General features: G+C 63.3%; 26 protein-coding genes. 20 read left to right on the top strand and 6 right to left on the bottom strand.

Features of this window, described 5'->3' with window-relative positions; translation table 11 throughout:
• Positions 1 to 100: 100 nt before the first annotated feature.
• From ABIE52_RS05490 to ABIE52_RS05510, 5 genes are all read left to right on the top strand, one after another.
• The gene (locus ABIE52_RS05490) at positions 101 to 1492 is read left to right on the top strand and encodes an MFS transporter (RefSeq protein ID WP_192712925.1); all 1392 of its coding nucleotides are present in this window, start codon (positions 101 to 103) and stop codon (positions 1490 to 1492) included.
• A 3-nt stretch (positions 1493 to 1495) separates the two neighbouring features.
• Positions 1496 to 3052 (top strand): pyridoxal phosphate-dependent decarboxylase family protein, encoded by a 1557-nt coding sequence (locus ABIE52_RS05495; protein WP_030537078.1) that lies wholly within the window; start codon positions 1496 to 1498, stop codon positions 3050 to 3052.
• A gap of 127 nt (positions 3053 to 3179) precedes the next feature.
• Entirely contained in the window at positions 3180 to 4511 is a 1332-nt protein-coding gene (locus tag ABIE52_RS05500) for a class I SAM-dependent methyltransferase (protein ID WP_030537077.1), read from the top strand.
• Between the two features lie 20 nt (positions 4512 to 4531).
• Entirely contained in the window at positions 4532 to 5851 is a 1320-nt protein-coding gene (locus ABIE52_RS05505; RefSeq protein WP_030537076.1) for a lipase family protein, read from the top strand.
• A 53-nt stretch (positions 5852 to 5904) separates the two neighbouring features.
• Complete coding sequence (locus ABIE52_RS05510; RefSeq protein ID WP_030537075.1) at positions 5905 to 6576, top strand: DUF1345 domain-containing protein; 672 nt, start codon at positions 5905 to 5907, stop codon at positions 6574 to 6576.
• A gap of 21 nt (positions 6577 to 6597) precedes the next feature.
• Here the strand turns inward: ABIE52_RS05510 and ABIE52_RS05515 are convergent, their stop codons facing one another.
• Positions 6598 to 7227, bottom strand: a complete 630-nt coding sequence (locus ABIE52_RS05515) for a LysE family transporter (RefSeq protein ID WP_030537074.1) — start codon at positions 7225 to 7227, stop codon at positions 6598 to 6600.
• Positions 7228 to 7337: 110 nt separating this feature from the next.
• Here ABIE52_RS05515 and ABIE52_RS05520 point away from each other — a divergent pair, with 110 nt between their 5' ends.
• Together ABIE52_RS05520 and ABIE52_RS05525 are read left to right on the top strand one after the other, a co-directional pair.
• Positions 7338 to 7994, top strand: coding sequence for a nitroreductase family protein (locus ABIE52_RS05520; RefSeq protein WP_003942413.1), 657 nt, complete (start codon positions 7338 to 7340; stop codon positions 7992 to 7994).
• A complete protein-coding gene (locus ABIE52_RS05525; RefSeq protein WP_030537073.1) occupies positions 7988 to 8593 on the top strand; it encodes a dihydrofolate reductase family protein in 606 nt (201 codons plus the stop codon). Before ABIE52_RS05520 ends, ABIE52_RS05525 begins: the two co-directional genes overlap by 7 nt.
• Here the strand turns inward: ABIE52_RS05525 and ABIE52_RS05530 are convergent.
• Positions 8590 to 9393, bottom strand: coding sequence for a sulfite exporter TauE/SafE family protein (locus ABIE52_RS05530; protein WP_230587605.1), 804 nt, complete (start codon positions 9391 to 9393; stop codon positions 8590 to 8592). The genes ABIE52_RS05525 and ABIE52_RS05530 overlap by 4 nt on opposite strands.
• A 92-nt stretch (positions 9394 to 9485) precedes the next feature.
• On the opposite strand from ABIE52_RS05530, the gene ABIE52_RS05535 reads away from it, so the two are divergent.
• Complete coding sequence (locus tag ABIE52_RS05535; RefSeq protein WP_030537071.1) at positions 9486 to 10289, top strand: AraC family transcriptional regulator; 804 nt, start codon at positions 9486 to 9488, stop codon at positions 10287 to 10289.
• On the opposite strand, the gene ABIE52_RS05540 is transcribed toward ABIE52_RS05535, so the two are convergent.
• From ABIE52_RS05540 to ABIE52_RS05550, 3 genes are all read right to left on the bottom strand, one after another.
• Complete coding sequence (locus ABIE52_RS05540) at positions 10267 to 10716, bottom strand: DUF8021 domain-containing protein (protein WP_030537070.1); 450 nt, start codon at positions 10714 to 10716, stop codon at positions 10267 to 10269. The two genes, ABIE52_RS05535 and ABIE52_RS05540, sit on opposite strands and share 23 nt — an antisense overlap.
• A 46-nt stretch (positions 10717 to 10762) precedes the next feature.
• Positions 10763 to 12016 (bottom strand): glycoside hydrolase family 1 protein, encoded by a 1254-nt coding sequence (locus ABIE52_RS05545; RefSeq protein ID WP_082920640.1) that lies wholly within the window; start codon positions 12014 to 12016, stop codon positions 10763 to 10765.
• A 140-nt stretch (positions 12017 to 12156) separates the two neighbouring features.
• Entirely contained in the window at positions 12157 to 15426 is a 3270-nt protein-coding gene (locus tag ABIE52_RS05550; protein ID WP_371736612.1) for an arabinosyltransferase domain-containing protein, read from the bottom strand.
• A gap of 55 nt (positions 15427 to 15481) precedes the next feature.
• Between ABIE52_RS05550 and ABIE52_RS05555 the strand changes: the two genes are divergently transcribed.
• The 11 genes from ABIE52_RS05555 to hisF all read left to right on the top strand — a co-directional run bounded on the left by ABIE52_RS05555 (position 15482) and on the right by hisF (position 23849).
• Entirely contained in the window at positions 15482 to 16027 is a 546-nt protein-coding gene (locus ABIE52_RS05555; protein WP_007732256.1) for a hypothetical protein, read from the top strand.
• 153 nt (positions 16028 to 16180) lie between these two features.
• Positions 16181 to 17503: a histidinol dehydrogenase gene (gene hisD, locus ABIE52_RS05560; RefSeq protein WP_020908000.1), complete on the top strand. Its 1323-nt coding sequence runs from the start codon at positions 16181 to 16183 to the stop codon at positions 17501 to 17503.
• A complete protein-coding gene (locus ABIE52_RS05565; protein WP_030537067.1) occupies positions 17500 to 18642 on the top strand; it encodes a histidinol-phosphate transaminase in 1143 nt (380 codons plus the stop codon). The genes hisD and ABIE52_RS05565 overlap by 4 nt, the downstream gene beginning before the upstream one ends.
• Positions 18639 to 19253, top strand: coding sequence for an imidazoleglycerol-phosphate dehydratase HisB (hisB, locus tag ABIE52_RS05570; RefSeq protein WP_003942383.1), 615 nt, complete (start codon positions 18639 to 18641; stop codon positions 19251 to 19253). Before ABIE52_RS05565 ends, hisB begins: the two co-directional genes overlap by 4 nt.
• Positions 19250 to 19399, top strand: a complete 150-nt coding sequence (locus ABIE52_RS05575; RefSeq protein ID WP_007732248.1) for a CG2302 family histidine operon protein — start codon at positions 19250 to 19252, stop codon at positions 19397 to 19399. Before hisB ends, ABIE52_RS05575 begins: the two co-directional genes overlap by 4 nt.
• A gap of 68 nt (positions 19400 to 19467) precedes the next feature.
• On the top strand, positions 19468 to 20589 hold the full coding sequence (locus ABIE52_RS05580; RefSeq protein ID WP_037126830.1) for an MFS transporter: 1122 nt from the start codon (positions 19468 to 19470) through the stop codon (positions 20587 to 20589).
• A 9-nt stretch (positions 20590 to 20598) separates the two neighbouring features.
• Complete coding sequence (gene hisH / locus ABIE52_RS05585; protein WP_003942389.1) at positions 20599 to 21234, top strand: imidazole glycerol phosphate synthase subunit HisH; 636 nt, start codon at positions 20599 to 20601, stop codon at positions 21232 to 21234.
• Positions 21231 to 21482, top strand: a complete 252-nt coding sequence (locus tag ABIE52_RS05590) for a hypothetical protein (protein WP_030537065.1) — start codon at positions 21231 to 21233, stop codon at positions 21480 to 21482. The genes hisH and ABIE52_RS05590 overlap by 4 nt, the downstream gene beginning before the upstream one ends.
• A gap of 19 nt (positions 21483 to 21501) precedes the next feature.
• Positions 21502 to 22236 carry a bifunctional 1-(5-phosphoribosyl)-5-((5-phosphoribosylamino)methylideneamino)imidazole-4-carboxamide isomerase/phosphoribosylanthranilate isomerase PriA gene (gene priA, locus ABIE52_RS05595; RefSeq protein ID WP_003942371.1) on the top strand — a complete coding sequence of 245 codons (735 nt, stop codon included), beginning with the start codon at positions 21502 to 21504 and terminating at the stop codon, positions 22234 to 22236.
• Positions 22237 to 22245: 9 nt separating this feature from the next.
• Positions 22246 to 23079, top strand: coding sequence for an inositol monophosphatase family protein (locus ABIE52_RS05600; RefSeq protein ID WP_003942414.1), 834 nt, complete (start codon positions 22246 to 22248; stop codon positions 23077 to 23079).
• Positions 23076 to 23849, top strand: coding sequence for an imidazole glycerol phosphate synthase subunit HisF (hisF, locus tag ABIE52_RS05605; RefSeq protein WP_003942380.1), 774 nt, complete (start codon positions 23076 to 23078; stop codon positions 23847 to 23849). Before ABIE52_RS05600 ends, hisF begins: the two co-directional genes overlap by 4 nt.
• Here hisF and ABIE52_RS05610 read toward each other — a convergent pair.
• Positions 23846 to 24463 (bottom strand): TetR/AcrR family transcriptional regulator, encoded by a 618-nt coding sequence (locus ABIE52_RS05610; RefSeq protein ID WP_030537064.1) that lies wholly within the window; start codon positions 24461 to 24463, stop codon positions 23846 to 23848. The two genes, hisF and ABIE52_RS05610, sit on opposite strands and share 4 nt — an antisense overlap.
• A 104-nt stretch (positions 24464 to 24567) precedes the next feature.
• On the opposite strand from ABIE52_RS05610, the gene ABIE52_RS05615 reads away from it, so the two are divergent.
• Positions 24568 to 26049 (top strand): flavin-containing monooxygenase, encoded by a 1482-nt coding sequence (locus ABIE52_RS05615; RefSeq protein ID WP_030537063.1) that lies wholly within the window; start codon positions 24568 to 24570, stop codon positions 26047 to 26049.
• The last annotated feature ends 1 nt before the right edge of the window (position 26050 follow it).

A 26050-nucleotide genomic window follows, 5' to 3' on the forward strand; every position in this document is an offset into this window, starting at 1 on the left:
GCGAATCGGGTCACAGTCTGGCATGCCAGGCCCGTCCGAGTGAGCGACTTCTGGTCATCGGGATTCTTTTGCCCTCGCGGTACGGAGTCGTGACATTAGTGTGTGGACGGTGACTACAGACAAACCGGTACGTCTTCGTGAAGGTAGATCGCCTGACAGGCTTTCGCGTGGTGTGGTGGCCGGATACGCAGCGGGAAGTGTCGGTACGGGTGGATTCGGTGTTCTGCCAGGTCTGGTACTGGCGTACTACCTGACCGACACGCTCGGCGTTGCCGCGGCGCTCGCGTCGCTTGTGGTCATTGTCCCGAAAATCGCCGACGTCCTGATCGATCCGCTGATCGGGTCGATCAGCGACCGAAGCTCTCATCGAACCGGTACGCGAGTGCCACTCATGCTCGCAGGCGCTCTGGGACTGCCGTTGCTCTTCATTCTCACGTTTTCGGCCCCGGTGTCGGCCGGCCCCGGAGTCGGGGCGATGTGGGTGCTCGTCTTCTTCCTGCTCGCGGCGAGTGCCTACAGCCTCTTTCAGGTTCCATATATCGCGTTGCCGACCGAGTTGACCGGCGATTACCACGAGCGCACTCGGTTGGTATCGGTTCGAATTGCGGTGTTGGCCCTGACAATTCTGGTCATCGGCGCCGGCGGACCCGAGCTCCGCGATGCTGCCGGGGGCGGAGCACGCGGTTATCTGGTCATGGCGATCGGGGTGTCGGCGCTGATGTGCGGGGCAATGATCTGGGCAGTTCGCGGAGCCGCGCGCCACACGGTGACTCACGCGGACGCGCCGGTCGGCTCGTTGCTCTCGCAGTACCGGGACGGGTTCGACGCGATACGACGTACCCGCGCTTTCCGATTGCTGGGCAGCGTCTTCGTGCTCCAAGCTCTTGCCACCGCCGTGATGTTGGCGGGTGCGCAATATCTGGCGACCTATGTGATGGGCAACGAAGGTGCGCTCACCGGTCTGTTCGTTGCACTCGTCGGACCAGCTCTCGTCGTCATGCCGCTGTGGTACCGGTTCTCGCATCGGTACGGAAAGCTTCGCGGTTACGTGGTGTCTTCGGTTCTGTTCGTCGTCGCCACGGCGTTGTTGACGCTTGCGGCTGTCGACGCGGGTTCGTGGATCTACGGTGCCGTCGCGCTTGCCGGCGTCGGCTACGCCGGCATGCAGGTGTTCCCGCTGGCGATGCTTCCGGACGTCATCGAGGACGACGCGCGAATCGGTGGGCGCCAACGCGGTGGTTCGCTCAGTGGTATCTGGACCGCCGCGGAAACCGCAGGCCTTGCCCTGGGACCCGCGGTGTTCTTGGGTGTACTCGCGGTCACCGGATTCGTCTCGAAAACTGCGGGCGAGACTGTCGTGCAACCGGAATCGGCGCTGACCGGAATTGCCCTCGGCTTCGCGGTCGTGCCGGCGATCCTGGTTGCGATCAGCCTGGTCGTATTGCGGAATTACCGCACCGAACAAGAATCCACTCACGAGAACGAAAGGTGAACGATGAGTTCCACTCGGGCCGAGGAACTTCAGGGCAAGATCGTCGAGAGCGCAAACCTCGAGAAGAGGGCGGCCGACATCTTGACTCGGCTGCGTTCGCTTCGTGAGCAGGACGCTCCGACGCACGGAGGCCGGGTTCTGTCGTACGTGTACGACAGCGGCCTCGCAGCGCTCGACGAGTTGGCAGCGGACGCAGCTCGATTGGTTCAGCCGGTCAACGGTCTCGACCCGACGGTGTTCCCGTCCACCGCGGTGATGGAGCGTGAGTTGGTTGCGTTCGCACGCGAGTTCCTCCATGGAGCTTCAGAACCAGCCGCAGATACAGACGCCGGAGGCGTAGTCGTCGGCAATGTCACCAGCGGCGGAACGGAGAGTTGTGTGTTGGCCGTCAAGGCAGCTCGCGACTTCCGTGGGCTCCCGCCGGGTGAGGGTTCGCTGGTTCTTCCGACCACCGCGCATGCCGCTTTCCACAAGGCAGCTCACCTGCTCGGACTGGAACTGATCCTGGTACCCGTAGATCCCACGTCGGGGCGCGTCGCCGCACAAGATATTGCGACGGCAGTTCGGAAAGACACGGTCTTGATCGTCGTCTCCGCGCCCAGCTACCCGTTCGCGGCGCTCGACCCGATCGCCGATGTCGCGGAAGTTGCTCGTGCACATTCGATTCCACTGCATGTCGACGCCTGCATCGGTGGGCTTGCGTTGCCGTGGTGGGGTGATCTGCCACCCTGGGATTTCCGGGTGCCCGGGGTCACCAGCATGTCCGTCGATTTCCACAAGTACGGATACTCGCCCAAAGGCGTTTCGGTCCTGCTGCACCGAGGGCGAGATCTGCATCGCAAGCAGTATTTCGGACTCACGGACTGGCCGGGGTACCCGGTGGTCAATCCCACGCTTCTCGGTTCCAAATCCGTTGCTGCTCTTGCCGGTGCTTGGGCGATTTCGCAAGTCCTCGGGCAATCCGGGTACGCCGAATTGGTGTCCCGGGCGCAGCGGGCCACTCGTGCACTGATCGGCACGGTCGAGGCAATCGAGGGTCTTCGCGTCGTGGGCTCGCCGGTGGGACCACTGTTCGCGGTCGCTACCGACGATTCCGTGCCGCTCGAACGGCGAGTGGATCCGCATCGCTGGGTGAGCGCTGTCGGTGCTCGCGGCTTCGTCCTTCAAGGGCAGCCGGCGTCGACGCAACCTGACGGGACGACGTTGCCTCGAACAACCCACCTCACCGTCACCCCGGTGACGGAATCTGTGCTCGGCGAGTTGACCAGCGCACTCGTCCTCGGTGCCGACGACGTTCGCGGCTCGGCGGCAGCCGAGGCGCCGCCGGCCCTGGCAGAGTTGGCCGGAGCATTCGAACGTGGCGATGTCACCGTCGCCGATGTTCTTGCGTTGCCCAGTGACGCCGTCGCGGCAGCGTTGACGTCGGCGGGGCTGGATCCTCGGGGCTCTTCCGATTCTCCCTTGGACATGGCGGCCGTCCTCGCGGCAGTGGAATCGCTGCCACGTGAGGTCACGAAGAGACTGCTGGTGGAATTCCTCGCCGGAATGGTGGAGCCCTGAACTCGGCGATGAATACCGAAACCGCGATGAACACTGTCCAAAACTCGGACAAATGGCGCGAAAGATTCGCGAATCGGGCGTAAGTTTTCTGTCATCGGCTAACCATCTTTTGTCGGAGGGTTGATCAGTGACTGGTGCCGCGGCCAAGATTTTGACGGTGTTCGAGGAAGTGATCGGGGTTCCGCTTCCGGTTCGCGTGCGATGTTGGGACGGTTCGGAGGCAGGGCCACCGGACGCCGCTGCGCAGGTTCACTTCCGGAATCGGCGTGCCCTACGGCGGGTCCTCTACTCTGCCAACGAATTAGGGCTGGCGAGGGCGTACGTTTCCGGCGATCTGGACGTAGACGGCGACATCTTCGCGCTCCTCGACGTCCCGGAACTGGTCACGCGGCTCGGTGAGAATCGTTTGTCGACGTTGCCGCTGCGCTCGATTGTTCGCGCCGCCGGTACTTTCGCCGGCTTGGGGGCGGTGGGTCCACCACCGTCACCCCCGGCGATCGAGATGCGTAGTAAGCGAGGCAAGCGGCACAGTAGATCACGCGATTCGGCGACTGTCTCCCATCACTACGACGTCGGGAATCGCTTCTACGAACTGTTCCTCGGGCCGAGCATGGTTTATTCGTGCGGATACTGGCCGGAAGGTGTCGAATCCCTCGAAGCTGCTCAGTACGCGAAGCTGGACTTGATTTGCCGCAAGCTCGATCTGAAGCCGGGAATGCGACTGCTCGACGTCGGCTGCGGTTGGGGATCGATGGCATTGCACGCCGCCCAGAACTACGGCGTCGACGTCGTCGGAGTCTCGCTGAGCAACGAGCAGGTCGAATACGCCAAGGGGCGAGTTGCCGACGCGGGTTTGACCGATCGCATCGAGATTCGGGTGCAGGACTACCGCGACATCGACGATGGCCCTTACGACGCGATTTCGAGCATCGGCATGTCCGAGCACGTGGGCCTGGTCAATTTGCCGGTGTACACGGCAAAACTCTACGACCTGCTCGTGCCGCGGGGTCGTCTGCTCAATCATGCCATCGCCGCGGTGAAGTCGTTGTCGGACAACGTCGATGACGGTCCCAGCTTCATCGACAGGTACATCTTCCCGGACGGTGAGATCCTTCCGTTGAGTAAAACCATTGATGCGCTGGAACTTTCGGGTTTCGAGACGCGTGACAGCGAAGCGTTGCGCGAGCATTACGCACTGACACTGCGCGCATGGGTGCAGAACCTTCGCGAGAACTGGGACGCATCGGTCTTACAGGTCGGTGCTCCCCGGGTGCGTACCTGGTTGCTGTATCTCGCTGCCAGTGCCCTGGGTTTCGAGGAGCCGCACAGGCTTACGATTCATCAGGTTCTGGCCGTGAAACCAGGGGCTCGGGGGGCCAGCGGCATGGCCCGCTCGCGTGACAGTTGGTATCGATCGATTGAAGTCCCGCAGATCGAAACCGGTCCGCGCGTCGACTGAGGCCTATACGTTGGATTTCCATGAGCACCCGGAAGGTTGTCCTCGCGGCACTGACGATTTCGGCCGTTGCGGTATCAGCGCTGTTGCCGACCTCGCTGCTGTTCACACCGATGTCGAACGCCGAACCTGTGAACGATTTCTACGATGCGATTCCGGGCGACGTCGGTGATCCGGGTTCGGTGATTCGGACGGAACCGCTGGCTCTGGCCGGTGCCGTCGGCGGAGTGCCTGGTGTGGGGACCCGGATCCTGTATTCGAGTACCGACACCCACGGATCCAAGGTTGCTGTGTCGGGCTCGTACCTGGAGCCGGCTGCCCCGTGGTCAGGAGCGGGCCCCCGCCCGACGGTGGTGATCGGTCCGGGTACGCAGGGCCAAGGTGATCAGTGCGCGCCGTCGAGGATGTTTCCCACTGCCGGTCAGCTCCGCCTGGCGGAACCCGGGAATCCGTCGAACTACGGTGCCGGTGTGGACAGTGTCGGTGTCAACTACGAGTCAGCTTTTGCTTTCGCTTTCCTCACCCAGGGCGTTCGTGTATTCGTCACCGACTACATCGGACTCGGAACACCCGGCGTCCATACCTACGTCAATCGCGCCGAGGAAGCCCATGCGATGTTGGACGGTGCGCGCGCTGCCCGAGCCCTCGCGCGGGCAGGAGAGGACGATCCGATAGCGCTGTGGGGCCACTCGCAGGGCGGCGGCGCCACTGCCGCTGCAACCGAACTGGCACCCGAATACGCGCCTGAGTTGAATCTGGTCGGGAGTTACGCGAGCGCGCCCCCGGCAGACCTGGCAAGCGTTCTGCGTCATATCGACGGTACCGGCCTGATGGCCGCGATCGGTTACACGATCAACGGCGTCCTCGACCGCTATCCCGCCGCCCGAGAGCCAATCGAATCTCGACTCAACGACTACGGCCGGTCCGTGCTCGCCGACGTCGCCGGGCAATGCCTCATCGATTCCCGAACCAAGTACGGGAAGCAGTCGACGGCGTCGTGGACCACAGACGGACGACCACTCGCCGACGTGGTGGAATCGGTACCGGAGATCCAACAGGTGATCGAGGAACAACGCATCGGGTGGCGAACCCCGGCCTCGCCGATTCTGGTCAACGGAGCGCTCAACGACGATTTCATCCCGTTCGAGCAAACCCGGCGCCTGGTTCAGGACTGGTGCGCGCGCGGGGCCGAGGCGACGTTGTTCACCGACACCTTGCCTGCGGTGAATCCGGGGAGCGGCAACAACCACCTCGCGCCGGCCGTAGCGGATTTCGGCGTCGGATTGCAGTACGTGCTGGACAGATTCAATGGCAAGCCGATAGTCGGTGCGTGCAACGCCTGAGTCGCCGTGTCACGTAACCACCGTCTCACTTCGAACAGTGGTTGACTGAGCCCGTGAACGATCGACCGCACGACCTTCCGATCAACCCGGTTCCACGGAGCGCCCTGGGTGCCGGGCCGGCGCTGAGAGTGTCGACGGGTCTGCTGCTCGGTGTGGCCGCCGGTGTCGTCACGGCGTTGGTCGGCTACCCCCGATTCGCGTTTCTGATCGGCTGGGATGTGGCGGCGATGGTGTTCACGGTGTGGACGTGGATTCTGGTCTGGCCCTTCGACGCGACGCTCACCGCAAGCCACGCAACGCGCGAAGAGCCGGCCCGAAACGTCGCGCACCTGCTGATTCTCGGTGCCGCCGTCGCTAGCCTGGTCGGTATCGCGTTCCTGCTCCTGGCGGCACCCGACGGACATCACTACCAAGTAGTGGCGGCATCGGTTGCAGTCGGCAGCGTCGTGATCTCGTGGCTGGCGGTCCACACGCTCTTCGCCCTCGGATATGCACGGCTGTACTACTCCGGCCCCGACGGCGGAATCGATTTCAATCAGGAAGAACCGCCGAGGTACAGCGATTTCGCCTACGTGGCGTACACGGTCGGGATGAGCTTCGCGATTTCCGACACCAACTTGAAGTCGTCGGACATGCGCGCGATGGCACTCGGCCACGCATTGCTGTCGTACCTGTTCGGTTCGGTGATCGTGGCGTCCGTCGTCAACTTGATTGCGGGCCTGTGATCTCTCGAGCCGTGTTACCGATCAAGCCGCTGCACGCCCGATGCTCGAGAGGAAGCCGGCGGCTCCGAAGAACAGGCCGGCGAACACTCGATTGGTGGTTCGCTGCTGTTTGGGGGAGCGCATCAAGGTGAGTACCCGGGCGGCCAGGCCGGTGTATCCGGTCATCACGATCACGTCGACTGCGCACATCGTGGCGGCGATGATCAGATACTGCGGCAGCAGCGGCGCCGACGGGTCCAAGAACTGCGGGAGCACTGCGAGCATGAAAACGACGGCCTTCGGATTGCTCGCGTTCACGAGAAATCCGCGAAGCATCATCCTCGGACCGGAGTGGCTCGCGGCTGCCTCGTCGGTCTCCACCTCGGTGGGCGCCGATCGCCACTGCCTGATCCCCAGGTAGACGAGGTATGCGACACCGAACCACTTGATCAAGGAAAAGGCCACGGTCGAACTGGCGAGAATTGCACCGACCCCCGCCGCGACAATTCCGATCTGCAGCAACAATCCCAACTGCAGCCCGAAGATGTTCCAGTATCCGCGTCGCAAGCCGTAGGCAAGTCCCGACGACATCGACGCAATGGCGCCGGCCCCCGGCGACAGGCTGATCACCCAACTTGCTCCGAAGAACGCCAACCAGACGTGCCAACTCATGTCGAAAGTCCTTTGATCGGGAAATACTCCCGACAACGAGCACGCACGGGATCAGAAAAGTGTAGACGGACAGTCCTGCTCACTGCTCGCGACAGTGCAATGATCGGGGGATGACGTCGTATCCCGTACTCGACCTGACACCCGACGAATTGCTGACCACAACGCGGACCGTTCGAAAGCGTCTGGATCTGACCCGTCCCGTGCCGTTGGACCTGGTGAAGGAATGCCTCCAGATCGCCCTGCAAGCGCCCTCCGGTTCGAATCGCCAGGGCTGGCAGTGGATGGTGGTGACCGATCCGGCACTGCGTGCAGCAGTCGGGCAGATCTACAAGGAAGTCACCGACGAGTACCTTGCCTCTCACGGTTCGGCGGCAAAACTCTTCGCCGATGATCCCGATCGCGCGCCGATTCAACAACGCGTGGGCACCAGCGTCGCGTGGCTCGGTGAGCACATGGGTGAGGTGCCGGTCCTTCTCATTCCGTGTATCAAGGCGGGCAAGACGCTGCCGGAGGGGAACCAAGCCGGCCTGTGGGGTTCGCTACTCCCGGCTGCGTGGAGTTACGCGCTGGCCGCGCGGGCACGTGGGCTCGGTACGGCGTGGACGACATTGCATTTGCAGCGTGAAGCGGAAGTTGCCGAGCTGCTGGGCATTCCGGCCGGATTCCATCAGGCTGCGCTCATCCCGACGGCGTACTTCACCGGCGAGACGTTCAAACCCGCCGCCCGTGAACCGGTCGACAACGTGCTGCACGTGGACCGATGGTGAGCCTGATCTACTCGGCGATCTGCTCGATCGACGGGTATGTGGCCGATGAGCAGGGGAACTTCGACTGGGCGGTTCCCGACGCGCAGGTCCACGCGTTCGTCAACGAGCTAGAGAGGGGAGTCGGCACGTACCTGCTCGGGCGCCGGATGTACGAGACGATGATTCCCTGGGAAACAATGGCGTCCGAGGATCTCGAGCGTTCTTCGGTGGCAGGAGGACCTTCGGCTCCGGGCGAGTTTGCCGGTATCGAGGCGGCGACCGCCGAGTTCGCACAGATCTGGCGTGGAATCGACAAGATCGTGTACTCCACGACGCTGAACGAGGTGTCGACCGCACGTACCAGGATTGTCCCGAGCTTCGATGAAGACTTCATCCGTTTGCTCGAGAGTGAAGCGGTACAAGATATCTCGATCGGTGGACCGACGGTTGCGGTTAGTGCTTTCGCGGCGGGTTTGGTCGATGAAGTCAGACTGTTCCTGTGTCCGGTCAATATCGGTGGCGGATTGCGAGCTCTCCCGGAAAGCCGGCTTGATCTGCAACTGCTCGAGGAGAAAACCTTCGACGGCGGCGTCATCTATCTGCGATACGCCGTTCGCTAAGCAATCACCATCACTGCCGTGACGACGCCGAGTAGAGCGATGTAGGTGGCGGCATGGACTCGGTCCGGTATGGCACCGACGATTCGTCGGCTCAGCGCGATCGCCGGTAGGGAACCGGCGAGTAGTGCACAGACGGCCAGAAGGTCGACAGCGCCGACTCTGCCCGCCGACAGATCCGAGGCTGAACTGTGCCCTGATGAGACCGCATACACCGCAGTCGCGACGACGGCGACAGGCAAGCTCAACGGGTTGGCGCTCGCGGCGGCGTCGGCCATCGGAACTCCGCGGCGTCGCATCATCGGAACCGTCATGACGCTCCCGCCGACTCCGAGGAAACTTGCGACGGCACCGATGCCTATCCCGACAGCGCGGACGCCGTGACGGTCAAGATGTTCGCGAGGTTCAGATGGTGTCAGAAACCCTTGTCGCAGAAGACTGTCCAGGATTGTCACCAGCAGGTAGAGCACAAACAGAATCCGGACGACGCCGTCGTCTACGTGGCCCGCCGCAACCGCTCCGAGCCCGGCTCCGAGTGCGACGGGGCCGATCAGAGGTCTGATGTACTCCGTCCGAAGCCGTCCTGACTTCCTGAATGCGACTGTGGCACCGAGTGAATTGACCACCATCACGGCCGCCGAGGATGCTACGGCGACATGCATCGGATCGATGACGTCCGGCCTCAGCGTCGATGCAGCGTAAACGACTGGGACAGTGACAAACCCGCCACCGAATCCGAACAGAACGGTGGTGACTCCGGTCAAGGCGCCGAAAGCGAGAAGGATGAGGGCGTAGTGAAGCACTTGATGAACGGTAGCGATTTCTCCGCTGGCGCACATTCGAAGGTTCGCCAGGTTCCATTGTCAATCAGACACGGACTCGGTAGGTTCCTCCGGTGCGCAACATCTCGATCAACGACGTCGATCACTCACCCCGCGGTGTTCTCGCACTCGGAACCGACTACCCACCCGGTCACGTGCTGGCCGCCCACGAACATCGACGAGCCCAGTTTCTCTTCGCTGTGAACGGTGCGATGAACGTCGAAACCGAAGACGGTGAGTGGACGGTTCTGCCGTCCAATGCGGTCATGATTCCCGCCGGTGTCGCTCATGCCGTGACAATGGACGGCGTCAGCACGCGAAGCCTCTACATCGAACCGTCCGCAGCGCCGTGGTTCCCGGTCAGGTGCCGAGTCGTCGCAGTATCGTCGCTCCTGCGTGAGTTACTTGTCGCTGCAGTCGACATGGATGTCGAGCTGAATGTGGAGGACGACTTACCCGCACACGGACGCAGCGCCGCGGTATTTCAGCTGATCCTGCACGAACTTCGCGATCTTGCGCCCCTACCTGTGGAACTCCCGCTGCCTCGGCACCCGGGATTGCGGGCGTTGTGCGCGCAGTATCTCGCAGCCCCGTCGATCCATGACTCGCCCACGCGGTGGGCTGACCGACTCCACGTCAGTGAACGGACACTGCACCGCTTGCTGATCTCGGAAACGGGGATGAGCGCGTCGTCGTGGATGCAGCGTGCCTGCATTCTTCACGCGCTTCCGAAACTTTCTGCCGGGGCCAGTGTGACGGCCGTTGCGTCTGAACTCGGATACTCGACGCCGGCTGCCTTCGCGGCGATGTGCACCCGAGTCTCGGGTGCACCGCCCAGTAGCTATCGGGCGCGCGTCACGACACAGACACCGGGATGATGTCGGCGACGACGTCGTGGATGAGACCGTCACGGACTTCGAAGGTTTCACGAATCTCCACGGTCATGAGGCGAGTGCCGCCGATTCCCGCGTCCAGCAGGTAGGTGGTCGAGACGGTGTCCCCGGCCTCTGACATCTCGAGGTCTCGGACGCCCTGGATAACGCGGTATTGGATGCCGTGTTCGAGGTCGGCGGACATCTGTGGTCCGGAGAACCCCGTCTTGAGTCCGGCTTCGACGCGGGTCGCATCCGGGGCGAAATGAACATCGGAGGCGTCATGGGAGACGAGGGCGTCGATGTAGGCGCGTGCTTGCGCCTCGCGGGGTGAATCGGCCGGGTTCGGGGCTGCCGTCGCAGCGCCTCCGGCAACCAGGATCAGGACAGCGGTGGCAGCGGCAGTTCCGGCGATATTTCGCAGTGTTCGCATGGGACATCCTAACGACGAGGAGTGGAGGAATTTCGGAAAACGGCCCTCATCGAGTAGCCGTACAGCTGCGGGGAGGATCGACGAGCGAGCAGAAAGCCGGGGCCATGACGGGCACGTAGTCGGCCCCGACGCCGTTCTCGTGAATGATCCGGCGGTAGGCGTCGACGCCGTCGGTCGGGATTCGCGCCGCAGTGGGATCGCCGAGAACATCGACCGTGTAGAGGCCGAATCGAGGTCGGTACGAACCCCATTCGTAGTTGTCGGTGATGGACCAGTAGTTGTAGCCGATCACGTCGGCACCGTCTTCTCGGGCGCGTTCCATCCAATAGATGTGATCGCGTAAGTGATTCGCGCGTGTGTATCCGTCGGCGCGCGGCGCTCCGTTGTCGGTGGGCATGCCGTTCTCGACGATGTAGAGGGGGAGTTCCGGGTACTTGCCCGAGTACCGCATCAATGCGTCGTACAGGCCTTCGGGCTGCGGCGTGACGTTGTAGAACTCGTCGAGTGCGGCGTACGCGGCAGTCGGATTGTTCAGGGCCACACCGTAGTAGTAGTCGATGCCGAGAAAGTCGAGCTTGTCGCGCACTCGATCCGTGAATACCGAATCGATCGCCTCGGACACGCCGGGAATGAAGGAGAAATTACTGCTTACGCGGGCACCGGGATCGAGAACATGGATGCGGTCGTAGATCGCCCGGTGGACTCGGACCAATGAGTCGAACATCGACGGCGCCTGGGTGAGTGCGATTCCGCCGTAGGTCAATTCGCGCTGAACGTACACAGTCGGCTCGTTGATCGTGATCCAGAGCGCCCCGATTCCGGAGTACCGCTCGACTACCTTCTCTGCGTTGACCAGCCAATCGGCTTCCGTCTTCGGATTTGTCCAGCCGCCTTGATCGACAACCCATCCCGGATACACCCAGTGGTCGAGTGTGATCATCGGAGTCATGCCCCGCGCGCGGATGTGAGCTACCACGTCGTCGTAGTAGGCGAATTCGGTCTCGTTCCAGCTCCCGGCGGCGGGCTGAACTCGCGCCCACTCGACGCCGAATCGGAAAACCTTCGATCCCAGATCGGCCGCCCGGTCGATGTCCTCGGCGTAGCGATGACGGAAGTCGACCGAGTCACCGATCTTGTCGTGGGTTCGTCCGGAATCGGAGTATCGAGACCAGTTGCTGTCCGGCGACGAACCTTCCGATTGGAACCCGGAGGTGGCAACGCCCCAGAGGAAGTCATCCGGTACCTCAGCCGAGGCGTGAGCGGGAAGGGCCAGCACCCCGAACAGGCACGTCAGTGCCATCAGCGCAGGCGCAATAGACCGTGACAGGGCTCCCATGCCTGGGAGACTAAGTCATACAAGTGTCCAGTCGCAGGCGTTTCGTCCGATCCGCCCGCGGCAGGACCGTGTCACTCAGTGACCCAGCCGCTCAGAAATTCCGCTCAGAAAACCATGGTCATCGATCCCGGGTTCCACGTCCCGGAGCGCTGAACGGTCGTTTCGTCGACCTGGGCAGGTACTGCACTCGGATCGATCGGTGTGTACTTCTCGATCGAACCCCAGTCGCGAGCCCAGTCGTTGTCGAGATACGACGGAATGGTCTGAGCGGTCAGGAGCAGATCGATCCACCCCAACGGTCCACCACCGTAGTGGTCCTGCCAGGCACTGGTCACGAGCGCGCCGGAATGGTCGGGAAGGATCCGATACTCGGGGACCTCGGCGACACCGACCCGATGATCGAAGGGGCGTTGGCATGGGAATGCCAGTCCGACAGCCCAATCCAGCATGACGGGCGCCTGTGAACCGACGACGTCGTTGAGCTTCTGGGTCTTCGGAACCCGCGGCGGGGTGACGGCCACCCATTGGTCGGGCTTGCTGTCGTAGTCGCTGACGACCAGTCGAATGCTGTTGGCTTCGACGGGAATCTGATCCAACGGCACACGCAGGTTCCGCCATGACGGCGCCGGGCCGATGTCGAGGGGCGCGATCTTTCCGAGTGTTTCGACAGCGTCTGTTTCGGCATCGTCGACGCCACGCGCTGTGCCGTACTCGACCTCGACGTTCTGGCCGTAGGTGACGATTCCGTCCTTGTCGACGGACCGAACACGACCAGCCGCGGCAATCGAGATGATGTCGCCACGTGTGGCGTTCTCGCCCACGTCGGGGAGTTGGTACCAGTCACTGGTCAGAGTGCCGGGGGAGGGCTGACCGTAACTACCCATGACGGGTGTTGTCGCCGGGTCGAGACCGAACGGCAACGCGACCGAACTGCCGTTGACTCCGGTCTGTCCGGCGCCACCGCCGGTTCCGGCCGAGTTGCCGGCGGTGTCCTCGGAGGTGTCGACGGTGTTCGCGCCGCCGGTAGCCGTGGCTTCCTTGTCTGCTCGAAGGTCGGAGGCGACGCCATTCGGATCGAATCCCGTAGCCCCACCGGCGGACAGTCCTGTGGCGACGCTGCCCGAGAGGGGCGTCAGCATCGAGGCGTTCGGATCGGTCTCGAGCAGAACGTCGTTGGCGAGTCCGCAGTGTTGGCCGAGAACGGCGTCGACGTTTGCACGGCCCACCGAATAGGCCGGGTACTGGGTGACCGCGCCCTTGGCCATGGACAGCACCTCAAAGAGGACCATGGCACCTGCGGCAACCGTCAGTGGCGAGATGGCAAGCAGTCGAGCGTGCTTCGCGGACGGTTCCTTCCCCGCGGTGTACGGCTCACGGAAGAAGTACCACGCGGCGACGCCGAGCATCAGCACCGTCAGCCCGAGGAGGACGGTGCTCGCGCCGAGTCCGCTGATGGACACAGGCTTGTCCCACCACGGAACGCTGTAGCTGGACACGTAGTAGTAGCTGTTGCTGCCGGTGAATGCCACCGCGAGGAGGAACAGGACGGCCGCCGCGAAGAGGGCCCGATTGCGCGGCGAGCGCAGGAGTTTTGTTCCCACGGCGACGGCCGTCATCATCGCCAGAACGGCGGTGAGTCCGGCAAAGATTCCGAAGTGGTGCGTCCACTTGGTCGGCGAGAACATCAGCAGTGGCAGTGCGCCGATCGTCAGCCCCACGACGCGGCGTGACGGGCCGGCGGCCAAACCGGGAATCCGGCCCCCCTTGCGCAGCATCATCGCGGTGCAGACGCCAAGGCACAGAACCATGACGAACACACCGAATCTGCGAGTCAGGGAACCGTCGACGGAGATGTTGAAGAGGTACTGATAGCGGAGGTACTCGTCGAACCAGGGCTGATTCGGTGAGATCGAGTGGACGCGTTGCATCTCGATGACGGCGGCCAGACTTTGATCGCCGAACGCGGGGATGAGAATCGAGAGTCCGGCAGCTAGCAGTGGCCCGACAGCCGCGACGTAACCGGTGGTGCGCGCACGTTCGATGATGATGCGCATGATCGGGCGTATTCCGGCGATGAGTGCGGCAAAGCAGATGAGGCCGGAAGGGCCGGCAGTCAAGGTGAATCCGGCGATCAGGATCGCGACTGCGACCGGCAGAAGTCGTCTCGTCGCGACGGCGCGTTCGATCGAGCACCAGGTCAGCAGCACGCCGAGGGCAACGATCGGTTCGGGGCGCAGTCCGTTGTTGAACGGAAGCCAGAAAGCGAGGAAGACAAGCGCGCCGGTCCAGAGGGCGAGTCGATTTCCGCGAATGGCGGCGCCCAGCCGAGGCGCAACCTCCCGGCTGATGACGAGCCAGGTGATGATGCCTGCCAACAGAGCAGGCAGACGGACCCAGGGGCTTGCGGTGCTGACGTGGGCCAGGAGTCCGAGGATGTTGTAATACGGCGTTCCGAACGGGGTTTCGGGGACCGCGAACCACCGGAAGTAGTTGGACATGTAGCCCGATTGCTCGGAGGCTCTTGCCATCGTGAACTGGTAGCCGTCGTCGGTGGTGGTAGCGCCGATGAAGTGCCACAGCACCAGCGTTCCGACGACGACCCCGTCGAGGACGGTGAACTTCCACCATCGGGCGGGCAGAAATTTGCGTGTGCCCCGGCCGTCGCGGTTGTCGAGGCGGTGCAGCGCGAAGAGGGACACGACAGCCGTGAGTGCCCCGAGAATCATGGCGAGAGTCTTGATCACCGACGGGCTCGACGTGAAGCGAGAGTCCGCCTCGATCGAGACGTTCAAACCGGCTGCCGCCGAATCGAGGTCGCTGAAGACGCCGACTACCTGTGGCCGGCTGTCGCCCTCGATGACGCGCGGTTCGGAACCGGTGGCACTGAAGGTGGTTCGGGTCGGCTCGGCGGCGAGCGTGAGTGCGCATCCACTCGGCAGATCAGCGACGGGTGTCGAGAGCAACACTCGATCGCGTAGGACAACGTCGACCCGAGCGGGAGCGTCGGAGGATTCGGGGGAGACAGTGGCAACAAATCCGTAGCGGCGCGCATCGGCGGCACCCGGGGGAGCAGTCGAGACGAGCGTTCCGCCGGTGGCGGCCAACTCACTGATCGACGCGCACGGAATCGATGCCTCCATGCGCAACGGTGTGTACGAGACCAATGGCGCCTCGACGCTTGTCGTCGACCCGGCCTGCGGCCAGTTGACGGCGGCGGTGTCCTGCTCGATCGGCAGGAACGGCACTGATCCGCACAAAACTATGCCGAGGATCGATGCGACAATCGCAACGATCCGTGCTCGGTTCGGTCCGCTGGATCGCTGAGGGGTCGGCAAGGCCGGAGGTGCGGTCGTGGCCACGTCACTGTCTGTCACGACTTTGGACCCTAGCTGTGCGTGACGTGTTTGTTATAAAAGCGCGAGTAATGGGATGGTCGTGTTCCCGGTGTCATTCCTCGGGGTGGGGTTGTCGGCGATCGAGGCGGGGGGTGCTGTGCGCGAATTTCACGAGTCCATTCCCCTGAGCCCACTACTGCGGCGGTCGGCGGTCGCATTGTGCGTCGTCCTCGGAATTGTCCTGGTAATTGTCTGCGGGTTCGCGGCAATCGTGGATCGCGACTCGGCGGGCTACGTCGGCGCCGTGTTGTCCGCGGTCCTGTCCTTCGGGTTGGCCGCGTACATGTGGAAGGTGCGCGTGATCATCACCACAGACGTCGAACGAGTGTCGATCGCGCTGTCTCCGGGGCTGCGTCAGGTATTTCGGTGGGACGAAGTTGTGTCTGCCACTGCAGTACATATCGGGATGGGCTCCGGAATCGGTTATCGAATGACCGGCCCAGGTATGCGGGTAATTCTCGCATCTCCCGGCGACGGGGTCCGCTTTCGTCTGCATGACGGCCGTGAAATCTCGGTGGCAACACCTCGAAGGGACGAGCTGATCGAACTCGCCCGGCGGCGGGCGCCGGACCTGCAGTGAGCGTTGCAGGTGGACCGGTGAAAAACGGGGTGCGCCTATCCTGGATAATTGACATCAGTTCTGTGTTTCAGGCGCGCTGTTCAGGGCCTGTGATGCCGGACCGGTTTGCTGCCGCTTGCACAGGCACCCCGTTTGCGTACGAGAGGAACTCTCATGCTTGCCCGCACCGACCTGCGTGGTCGTACCCCATCCACGGCCGAACTTCGCGCCGCGCTTCCCCGAGGTGGAGTGGATGTGGACGCGGTACTGCATCAGGTTCGCCCGATGGTCGAAGCCGTCCGTGATCGCGGGGCAGAAGCCGCCCTCGAATTCGGCGAGAAGTTCGACGGCGTTCGTCCGGCTTCGGTTCGTGTACCAGCAGCCGAGCTCGAGCGCGCACTTCGTGAACTCGACCCCGCAGTCAAGGAAGCCCTCGAGGTTGCGATCGAGCGCACCCGTAAGGTGCACGCCGATCAGCGTCGCAAGGACACCGTCACCGAGGTCGTTCCGGGTGGCACGGTCACCGAGCGTTGGGTTCCGGTCGAGCGCGTCGGGCTGTACGTGCCCGGCGGCAATGCCGTGTACCCGTCCAGCGTTGTCATGAACGTCGTGCCGGCTCAGACGGCCGGCGTCGGATCGCTTGTTGTCGCCTCGCCGCCCCAAGCCGACTTCGGCGGATTGCCGCACCCGACCATTCTTGCCGCCGCAGCCATGCTCGGCGTCGATGAGGTGTGGGCCGTCGGCGGCGGGCAGGGCGTCGCCCTCCTTACCTACGGCGGAACCGACACCGATGGAACCGAGCTTGTCCCGGTCGACCTCATCACCGGTCCCGGCAACATCTATGTCACTGCCGCCAAGCGTCTGTGCCGCGGACTGGTCGGCATCGACGCGGAAGCCGGTCCCACCGAGATCGCGATCCTCGCCGACCACACCGCTGACCCGGTCCACGTTGCCGCCGACCTCATCAGTCAGGCCGAGCACGACGTGATGGCCGCCAGCGTTCTTGTCACGACCAGCGTCGAATTGGCCGACGCGGTCGACAAGGCTCTGGCTGCGCAGCTCGAGATCACCAAGCATCGCGAGCGCGTCACCACGGCACTGACCGGCAGCCAGTCGGGCACGGTGCTCGTTTCTGATGTTTCCGCTGGTCTGCGCGTCGTCAATGCGTATGCGGCAGAGCACCTCGAGATCCAGACCGAGGATGCAACCGGGGTGGCAGCTCAGGTCACCAGCGCTGGTGCCGTGTTCGTCGGCCCGTGGGCGCCGGTCAGTCTCGGCGACTACTGCGCCGGCTCCAACCACGTTCTGCCGACGGCCGGGTGTGCACGCCACTCCTCCGGTCTGAGTGTGCAGACGTTCCTTCGTGGAATCCACGTGATCGACTACTCCGAGTCTGCACTGAAAGACGTTGCCGGACATGTCATCACGCTGGCCAATGCGGAGGATCTGCCGGCTCACGGCGAGGCTGTGCGTCTGCGATTCGAGGCTCTGCGATGAGTAGTGCTCCTGGAGAGTCGATTTCGGTCGACGCCCTGCCGATTCGCGAGAACCTGCGTGGAAAGTCGGCGTACGGCGCACCGCAGTTGACGGTTCCGGTTCAGCTCAACACGAACGAGAACCCGCATCCGCCGACCCAGGCGCTCATCGACGATGTGGCCGAATCCGTGCGCGAAGCCGCGAAGGAACTGCACCGCTACCCCGACCGTGACGCTGTGGCGTTGCGGACGGATCTGGCGGCGTACCTGGCGAAGCAGACAGGTGTACCGGTCACCGTCGACAATCTGTGGGCGGCAAACGGATCGAACGAGATTCTGCAGCAACTTCTTCAGGCGTTCGCAGGTCCGGGACGTAGCGCGATGGGTTTTGTGCCTTCGTACTCGATGCACCCGATCATCGCCGACGGTACCGATACCGAGTGGGTCGAGGTCTTCCGTCGGGACGACTTCGCACTCGACGTGGATGCTGCCGTCACCGTGATTGCGGAACGTCGACCCGACGTCGTGTTCGTGACCAGCCCCAACAACCCGACCGGACACAGCGTCGGCATTGCGGAACTGCGACGCATCCTCGACGTGGCGCCGGGCATCGTGATCGTCGACGAGGCGTACGCGGAGTTCTCCGCTGCCCCCAGCGCGATGACGCTGATCGACGAGTTCCCGGCCAAGCTGGTTGTGACCCGCACCATGAGCAAGGCTTTCGCGTTTGCCGGTGGCCGACTCGGCTACCTCGCCGCCGCTCCCGCGTTCATCGACGCACTGTTGTTGGTGCGCTTGCCGTATCACCTCTCGGTGGTCACGCAAGCGGCGGCACGTGCCGCCCTGCGTCACGCCGACGAGACCCTCGGCAGTGTGCACGCCTTGTCCGCCGAGCGCGATCGAGTGTCGAAGGCGCTGGCGGACAACGGTTTCCGAGTGATTCCCAGTGACGCGAACTTCATCTTGTTCGGTCAGTTCACCGACAGTGCACAGGCGTGGAAGGAATACCTCGACCGCGGGGTTCTCATCCGCGACATCGGCATCCCCGGATATCTGCGGGCCACCGTGGGACTCGAATCCGAGAACGACGCGTTCATCAAGGCCAGTGACGAAATCGCAGGCACCCAGCTGGTCGACACGAATTCAGGAGAGACGGCATGAGCGATCGCATCGCGCGGATCGAACGAACAACTCGGGAATCAAGCATCGTCGTCGAACTGAATCTGGACGGGACCGGCATCGTCGACGTCTCCACCGGCGTTCCGTTCTTCGACCACATGCTCAACGCGTTGGGTACTCACGCCAGCTTCGATCTCGACGTCAAGGCGAAGGGCGACGTCGAGATCGACGCCCACCACACCGTCGAGGACACCGCGATCGTCTTCGGCCAGGCGCTCGGCCAGGCACTCGGCGACAAGAAGGGCATCCGTCGTTTCGGCGACGCTTTCATCCCGATGGACGAAACGCTGGCGCACGCGTCGGTCGACGTCTCCGGTCGCCCTTACTGCGTGCACACCGGGGAGCCCGACTACATGGTGCATTCCGTCATCGGCGGGTACCCGGGCGTTCCGTATCACGCGGTGATCAACCGCCACGTGTTCGAGTCGATCGCATTGAATGCACGTATTGCACTGCACGTTCGGGTTCTGTACGGCCGCGATCAGCACCACATCACCGAGGCGGAGTACAAGGCCGTTGCGCGAGCTCTGCGTGAGGCGGTCGAGCCGGATCCGCGCGTGAGCGGCGTGCCGTCGACGAAGGGCACACTGTGAGCGTCCTCTTCACCTATCTGCTGTTCATCGGTGCGGGAATTGCCGTGGGTGGCGCCTACTCGATGTTCAAGGTCAACAAGCTTGCGTCGGGAATCCTTCTGGCGTTGGCGGTTCTGGCGGCGGTAGCGGGCGCACTGCGTCTGTGACGCGAAAAGTGACTGTGTCTGAGACGCAAGATCCTGTTCCATCACCGGGGTTGTTTCGCACTCCGGGTATGATCGGTGTCCTGATCATGGCGGCAACAGCTTTCGGTGGCTGGTCGTTGCTGTTGCCGGTGGTGCCGTTGCTGGTTGCGCAGTCCGGCGGATCGGATGCGCTAGCCGGATCGGTGACCGGTGTCTTCATGGCGGCCACGGTCTTGACGCAACTGCTCGTGCCTCGGTTGTTGCGGACGCAGGGCTACCGGCGCGTGCTGGCAGTCGGGTGTTTGCTCCTCGGCCCACCGTCGTTGGTGCTGTTGATCTCGGCCGACGCCGGCCCTGTCCTGGCGGTTTCCGCGGTGCGTGGCATCGGTTTCGGCATGCTGACGGTGGCCGGCAGTGCACTGGTGGCGGAGTTGGCGCCCAAACGAATTCTGGGCCGTGCCACCGGTGCCCAGGGAATCGCGATCGCAGCGTCACAAATGGCGGCGCTTCCGCTGGGGCTTGCGATCATGGAACGGTGGTCGGCGACACCGGTGTTCGTCCTCGGTGCGCTGATCCCGGCGCTCGCGCTGGTGGCCATTGCCGGGTTGCCGAAGATCTTCGCCCAGCCGACCGGGGAATCCGTTCGACTGAGTGTGTTCGCCGTCTTGGTTCCGGTGCTCGCTCTGGCGTGTGTGTCCGCCTCGTTCGGCGGATTGTCGTCTCTACTGCCGATCGCAATCTCGGAGCGTGCGGCCGTTGCTGGAGTGGTGTTGGCGACCGCCAGTGGGTCGATGTTGGTCGGCCGGTACTCGGCGGGCCTGATCGCCGATCGTCTCGGCAGTGGTCGGACACTCGCGCCGGCATTGGCGTCGTCGACCATCGGATTGGTGCTGCTCGCGATCAACGTCGACGGCGGGTCGACGCCGGTCTTGTTCTGCGCGGCGGTCCTTTTCGGGCTGGGGTTCGGGGCGGTGCAGAACGAATCCTTGGTCATGGCGTTTCAGGCTGCCGGCCCGAGGCAACTCGGATCCGCCAGCGCGATCTGGAACATCGGCTACGACGCCGGCACCGGAATCGGTGCACTGGCGTTGGGATTCGTGGCCACGACTGCCGGCTACGCATGGGTGTTCGCGGTCTCCGCGGTAGTTGTCGCGCTCCTCCCGGCACTGGCCGCGGGCGGCAAAGTGATCGGCAGCAGGGTTGCCCGATAGAGTTGGGGCATGAGCGCTTCCACGATTGCTGTACTCGATTACGGCTCCGGCAACCTGCATTCGGCCACTCGCGCACTGGCGCGCACCGGGGCGCAGGTGGAGGTGACCAACGACATGAAGGTTGCACTGGCGGCCGACGGTCTCGTGGTGCCCGGCGTCGGCGCGTTCGCGGCCTGCATGGAAGGTCTGCGTGCAGTGCAGGGTGACCGAATCATCGGCAGACGCCTGGCCGGTGGCCGACCGGTGCTGGGCATCTGCGTCGGCATGCAGATTCTGTTCGACCGGGGAGTCGAATTCGGTGTCGAGGCGGAGGGCTGTGGCGAATGGCCCGGCACCGTCGAGAGGCTGCAAGCAGAGGTTTTGCCGCACATGGGCTGGAACACCGTGGAGGCGCCGGAGTCCAGCACCCTGTTCAAGGGCATAGACGCCGATACCCGCTTCTACTTCGTCCACTCCTACGGTGTGCAGAGTTGGGAGCTCGCGCCGTCCGAGCACATTGCACCCCCGAAGCTGACATGGGCCGATCACGGCGGAAAGTTTCTCGCTGCCGTCGAGAACGGTGCGTTGTCGGCAACGCAGTTCCACCCCGAGAAATCCGGTGACGCAGGCGCCGAGTTGCTGAGCAACTGGGTGCAGAGTTTGTGACCGGGGGATCCGGACCGAACGGCGGTGACGATTTCTCCCTCGCCCGTCTGGCGTTGTTCTCGCTCGGCGCCGCTGTGGCTGCGCTGGCGGTCGCAACTGTCGTCATCGTTGTTCTCAAACCATCGCCGGGCGTCGGCCTCGTGATCGGTCTCGTGGGGGTCGCCGCTGCGATTGCGGCAATGGGCGTCGTATCCAAGCGGATGACCCGAAAAGCGTTCGGTGACCCGGAAGACGGTTCGAGGTCCTGACCTACTAGGGTTACCGCACGTGAGCCTGGTCCTTTTGCCTGCTGTAGATGTCGTCAACGGTGAAGCTGTTCGCCTCGTGCAAGGAGAGGCGGGAAGTGAGACCGGTTACGGGTCGCCCCGCGACGCTGCTCTTGCGTGGCAGAACGACGGTGCCGAATGGGTGCATCTTGTCGACCTCGACGCTGCTTTCGGGCGTGGGTCCAACAGTGAACTGTTGGCCGGCGTCATCGGCGACCTGACGGTCAAGGTGGAACTGTCCGGTGGAATCCGCGACGACGCTTCCCTGGAAGCCGCACTGGCCACCGGCTGTGCTCGCGTGAATCTCGGTACTGCCGCTATCGAGGATCCCGAGTGGTGTGCGCGTGCATTGGCCAAGTACGGCGACAAGATCGCTGTCGGCCTCGATGTTCGTCTCGTCGACGGTCAGTACCGCACCCGTGGTCGCGGCTGGGTCACCGACGGCGGCGATCTGTGGGAGACCCTCGCGCGTCTGGACCGTGACGGCTGCACTCGTTACGTCGTCACCGACGTCTCCAAGGACGGCACACTCACCGGTCCCAATCTCGAACTTCTCAGCCAGGTCTGCGCGGTCACCGACGCGCACGTCGTCGCCTCCGGTGGTGTGTCGACCATCGAGGATCTACTCGCCATTTCCAGCCTGGTTGATCAGGGTGTCGAGGGCGCGATCGTGGGCAAGGCATTGTATGCCGGTCGCTTCACTCTCCCCGAAGCACTGGCAGCAGTTTCCGGATAGATTTTCCAGATGACTCCGACGCGTGACCTCGACGAACTTCTCGCGATTGCGGGTCGGCTTCTCGACGGCGTCCACGATCAGTTCGTCTCCGGTGTCGGCGCCCCGAGTGCGGTCCGCAAGGGCTGGGGTGATTTTGCCACCGAGGTCGATCTTGCGCTCGAGAAGCGGTTGACCGCGGAGTTGTTCGAGCAGACCGGCATCGAGGTGCACGGCGAGGAATTCGGCGGTCCCGACGTCGGTTCCGGGCTCGTCTGGGTTCTCGACCCCGTTGACGGTACTTTCAACTACTCGGCCGGATTGCCCACTGCCGGAACGTTGTTGGCGCTTCTCGACGACGGTGTCCCGGTGCTCGGATTGACCTGGCTTCCATTGATCGGTCACACGTACGCGACTCGCGCCGGCGGTCCGTTGTTGGTCAATGGAATCGCCGTACCGCCGCTGGAGCCAACCGATCTGGCGTCGTCGATCGTCGGCTTGGGTGCGCTCAACGTCAACAGTCGAGGGCGGATCCCCGGCAGTTTCCGTCTCGACCTCCTCGCCGAGATCAGCAAGGTGTCCTCGCGGATCCGGATACACGGTTCAACCGGAGTCGATCTGGCCTTCACCGCGGCCGGCATCCTGGGCGGTGCGATCGTCTACGGCCGCAACGCGTGGGACAACGCGGCCGGGGTCGCGCTCGTTCGCGGTGCGGGCGGGGTGGTCACCGACCTGGCCGGCCGCCCGTGGACCGTAGAATCGGAGTCGGTGCTCGCTGCCGCTCCGGGCATCCACGGTGAGATTCTCGATATCCTCAACGCGCTCGGTGATCCGCGCGCTTCGTCCTCAGGAGGACCACAGTCATGACCCTCGCAGTTCGTGTGATTCCGTGCCTCGACGTCGACGCCGGGCGAGTGGTCAAGGGTGTCAATTTCGAGAATCTTCGCGACGCCGGAGATCCGGTGGAACTCGCGGCAGCGTACGACGCTCAGGGCGCCGACGAACTGACCTTCCTGGACGTGACCGCCTCCACGTCGGATCGCGGCACGATGCTCGACGTCGTAAGTCGCACTGCCGAGCAGGTTTTCATTCCTCTGACCGTCGGCGGTGGAGTGCGCACGGTCGCGGATGTCGATCGTCTGCTGCGTGCCGGTGCCGACAAGGTCAGCGTGAACACCGCGGCGATTGCGCGCCCGGAACTGCTGAAGGAACTGAGTGAGCGTTTCGGCTCGCAGTGCATCGTCCTCTCGGTCGATGCCCGCACCGTTCCCCAGGGGCAGCCGGACACACCGTCGGGGTGGGAGGTCACGACGCACGGGGGCAAGCGCGGCACCGGGATCGACGCTGTCGAGTGGGCCGAGCGTGGTGCAGAGTTGGGAGTGGGGGAGATCCTGCTCAACTCGATGGATGCCGACGGCACCAAAGCGGGCTTCGACCTTCTGATGATCCGCGCTGTCCGGGCGGCAGTCCACGTACCGGTGATCGCCAGTGGCGGTGCCGGCCTGGTCGAGCACTTTGCCCCGGCTGTCGAAGCGGGCGCAGACGCAGTTCTCGCAGCAAGTGTCTTCCACTTCGGCGATCTGAGCATCCCGGAGGTCAAGGATGCGATGCGTGCCGAGGGAATCGTCGTTCGCTAGGCGTTCTCGGCGCGGATTCCGTCGAACATGAGGCGGCTGATGGCTTGGTTCAACGCCGTGCAGTCGACGGACGAACCGGCTCGCAATCCTTGAATCGCACTTGCCAGCATCATGCCGTTGACGGCGTGGGCAGTGTTGTCGACATCGAGGTCGGCGCGTAGATAGCCGCATTCGACTCCGTGGTGCAGGTACGCCGCGGTCAACGATGCCGACTGGTCGAGTAGATCGAGCATCCGGCCCGTCAGATCGGCGTCGACGCCCGTCGTCTCGAACAGCAGAACCCGCGGGATGCGGGGGTCGTCGAAGAAGATGCGGGGGAGCGCCTCGGCGATCCGTCCCACTTGGGCGCGGTACTCGTCCAGTGTGCTGGCGGCGTCGGGAGCATTCTCGGTGGCCAGTGCGCTGATGATCTTTGCGACGAGGTCGTCGATGACGTGATCGATGATGTCGCGCTTGTTCTCGAAGTACCGGTAGAAGGTCCCGTGGCCGATTCCGAGAGTTGTTGCGATGTCGGCAATTCCGGTTGCGTGATAGCCGCGCTGGGCGAAGCACTCGAATGATGCGTCGATGATCTCGCGGCGCAATTCCGCCTTTTTTCGTTCCGCTCTGGTCATGGCCTTCGTCACATCAGGAATGATACCGTTCTCAATAACGGAATGACGTGTCAGTTTCTGATGTGCAGTTTTTCTGATGTGCAGTTCACGAGAGGGATTCTCCGATGGCAGTGCAGTACGACGCAGTAGTAGTGGGGGCGGGCTTCGGCGGAATGGGTGCGGCCATTCAACTCAAGCGGCTGGGCCTGAACAACCTGGCGATCCTCGAGCGCGAGGACGATCTGGGTGGAACCTGGCACGTCAACCGCTATCCCGGTCTGGCTGTCGACATCGCGTCGGTCACCTACTCGTATTCGTTCGAGCCCAATCCGAACTGGTCCAGGCTTTTCGCACCGGGCGCGGAACTGAAGAAGTACGCCGACCACGTCGCGGACAAGTACGATCTGCGGAAGCACATGACGTTCGGTGCCGTGGTCAACGGAGCCCGCTGGGACGAGGATTCCTCGCACTGGGTCGTATCCGTCGAAGGCGCGCCGGACATCACTGCCAAGTACCTCCTGACTGCGACGGGTTTCCTCTCGCAACCCCATCGGCCCGACATCTCCGGTATCGACGACTTCGCCGGCAAGATCATCCACACCACGGCCTGGGACGATTCCTACGATCTGTCCGGCACCAAGACCGCAATCATCGGAACCGGCGCCACCGCTGTGCAGTTGATCCCCGAGGTGGCGCGTCAGGCCGCAGAGTTGACCGTCTACCAGCGCACGCCGATCTGGGTGGTTCCCAAGATCGACGTCCCCATTCCGAATGCAGTGCAGAAGCTGTTCTCGCGTATTCCGCTCACCCAGCGAATCGCGCGCGCTGTCAGTTCGTCGATCCTAGAAATGATCATGGTCAGCGCGGTCCTGCACTACAAGCAGGTCAAACTGTTGAACAAGGGTGCGGCGGCCGCATCACGTGCGTTTCTGCGGTCCCAGGTCAGCGACGCCAGCCTTCGCAAACAACTCACACCGGACTACGACTTCGGGTGCAAGCGTCCCACATTTTCCAACAGCTACTTCCGTACGTTCACCAAGGACAACGTGCATCTCGAAACGACGCCGATCGACCACATCGCTGCCGACGGAATCGTCACCGCCGACGGTCGCAAGACCGAGATCGACACCTTGGTGCTGGCAACGGGATTCAACCTCTGGGATGTGAATTTTCCAGCCATCGAGGTTATCGGTCGAGAGGGACGAAACCTCGGTAAGTGGTGGCGCGACAACCGTTTCCAGGCCTACGAAGGGGTCGCGGTTCCGTATTTCCCCAATTTCCTCACGCTCGCCAGTCCGTACTCGTACAGCGGGTTGTCCTACTTCACGACGATCGAATCCCAGATGCAGCACATGGATCGACTGTTCGGCGAGGTGAAACGGCGCGGCGCGGAAACATTCGAGGTCACCGAAACTGCCAACGCCGAGTTCCTCGACCGGATGACCGAGAACCTGGCGGACTCCGTCTTCTACGGCGGTAGTTGCCAGACTGCACGAAGCTATTACTTCAATCAGCACGGCGAGGCTGCGATTCTGCGGCCCACGTCTACACGGAATGCGTTCGTCGAAGCGAAACGCTTTCCGCTCGAGGACTATTCGATCATCTAGG

The organism is Rhodococcus sp. OAS809, from assembly GCF_040546695.1.
GTDB classification, from domain to species: domain Bacteria; phylum Actinomycetota; class Actinomycetes; order Mycobacteriales; family Mycobacteriaceae; genus Rhodococcus_F; species Rhodococcus_F qingshengii.

Coding starts and splice junctions, on each gene's coding strand:
- ABIE52_RS05495 (WP_030537078.1), top strand. CDS start 1,496: ATGAGTTCCACTCGGGCCGAGGAACTTCAGGGCAAGATCGTCGAGAGC.
- ABIE52_RS05505 (WP_030537076.1), top strand. CDS start 4,532: ATGAGCACCCGGAAGGTTGTCCTCGCGGCACTGACGATTTCGGCCGTT.
- ABIE52_RS05515 (WP_030537074.1), bottom strand. CDS start 7,227: ATGAGTTGGCACGTCTGGTTGGCGTTCTTCGGAGCAAGTTGGGTGATC.
- ABIE52_RS05520 (WP_003942413.1), top strand. CDS start 7,338: ATGACGTCGTATCCCGTACTCGACCTGACACCCGACGAATTGCTGACC.
- ABIE52_RS05525 (WP_030537073.1), top strand. CDS start 7,988: ATGGTGAGCCTGATCTACTCGGCGATCTGCTCGATCGACGGGTATGTG.
- ABIE52_RS05540 (WP_030537070.1), bottom strand. CDS start 10,716: ATGCGAACACTGCGAAATATCGCCGGAACTGCCGCTGCCACCGCTGTC.
- ABIE52_RS05545 (WP_082920640.1), bottom strand. CDS start 12,016: ATGGCACTGACGTGCCTGTTCGGGGTGCTGGCCCTTCCCGCTCACGCC.
- ABIE52_RS05555 (WP_007732256.1), top strand. CDS start 15,482: ATGGTCGTGTTCCCGGTGTCATTCCTCGGGGTGGGGTTGTCGGCGATC.
- hisD (WP_020908000.1), top strand. CDS start 16,181: ATGCTTGCCCGCACCGACCTGCGTGGTCGTACCCCATCCACGGCCGAA.
- ABIE52_RS05565 (WP_030537067.1), top strand. CDS start 17,500: ATGAGTAGTGCTCCTGGAGAGTCGATTTCGGTCGACGCCCTGCCGATT.
- hisB (WP_003942383.1), top strand. CDS start 18,639: ATGAGCGATCGCATCGCGCGGATCGAACGAACAACTCGGGAATCAAGC.
- ABIE52_RS05580 (WP_037126830.1), top strand. CDS start 19,468: ATGATCGGTGTCCTGATCATGGCGGCAACAGCTTTCGGTGGCTGGTCG.
- hisH (WP_003942389.1), top strand. CDS start 20,599: ATGAGCGCTTCCACGATTGCTGTACTCGATTACGGCTCCGGCAACCTG.
- ABIE52_RS05600 (WP_003942414.1), top strand. CDS start 22,246: ATGACTCCGACGCGTGACCTCGACGAACTTCTCGCGATTGCGGGTCGG.
- hisF (WP_003942380.1), top strand. CDS start 23,076: ATGACCCTCGCAGTTCGTGTGATTCCGTGCCTCGACGTCGACGCCGGG.
- ABIE52_RS05610 (WP_030537064.1), bottom strand. CDS start 24,463: ATGACCAGAGCGGAACGAAAAAAGGCGGAATTGCGCCGCGAGATCATC.
- ABIE52_RS05615 (WP_030537063.1), top strand. CDS start 24,568: ATGGCAGTGCAGTACGACGCAGTAGTAGTGGGGGCGGGCTTCGGCGGA.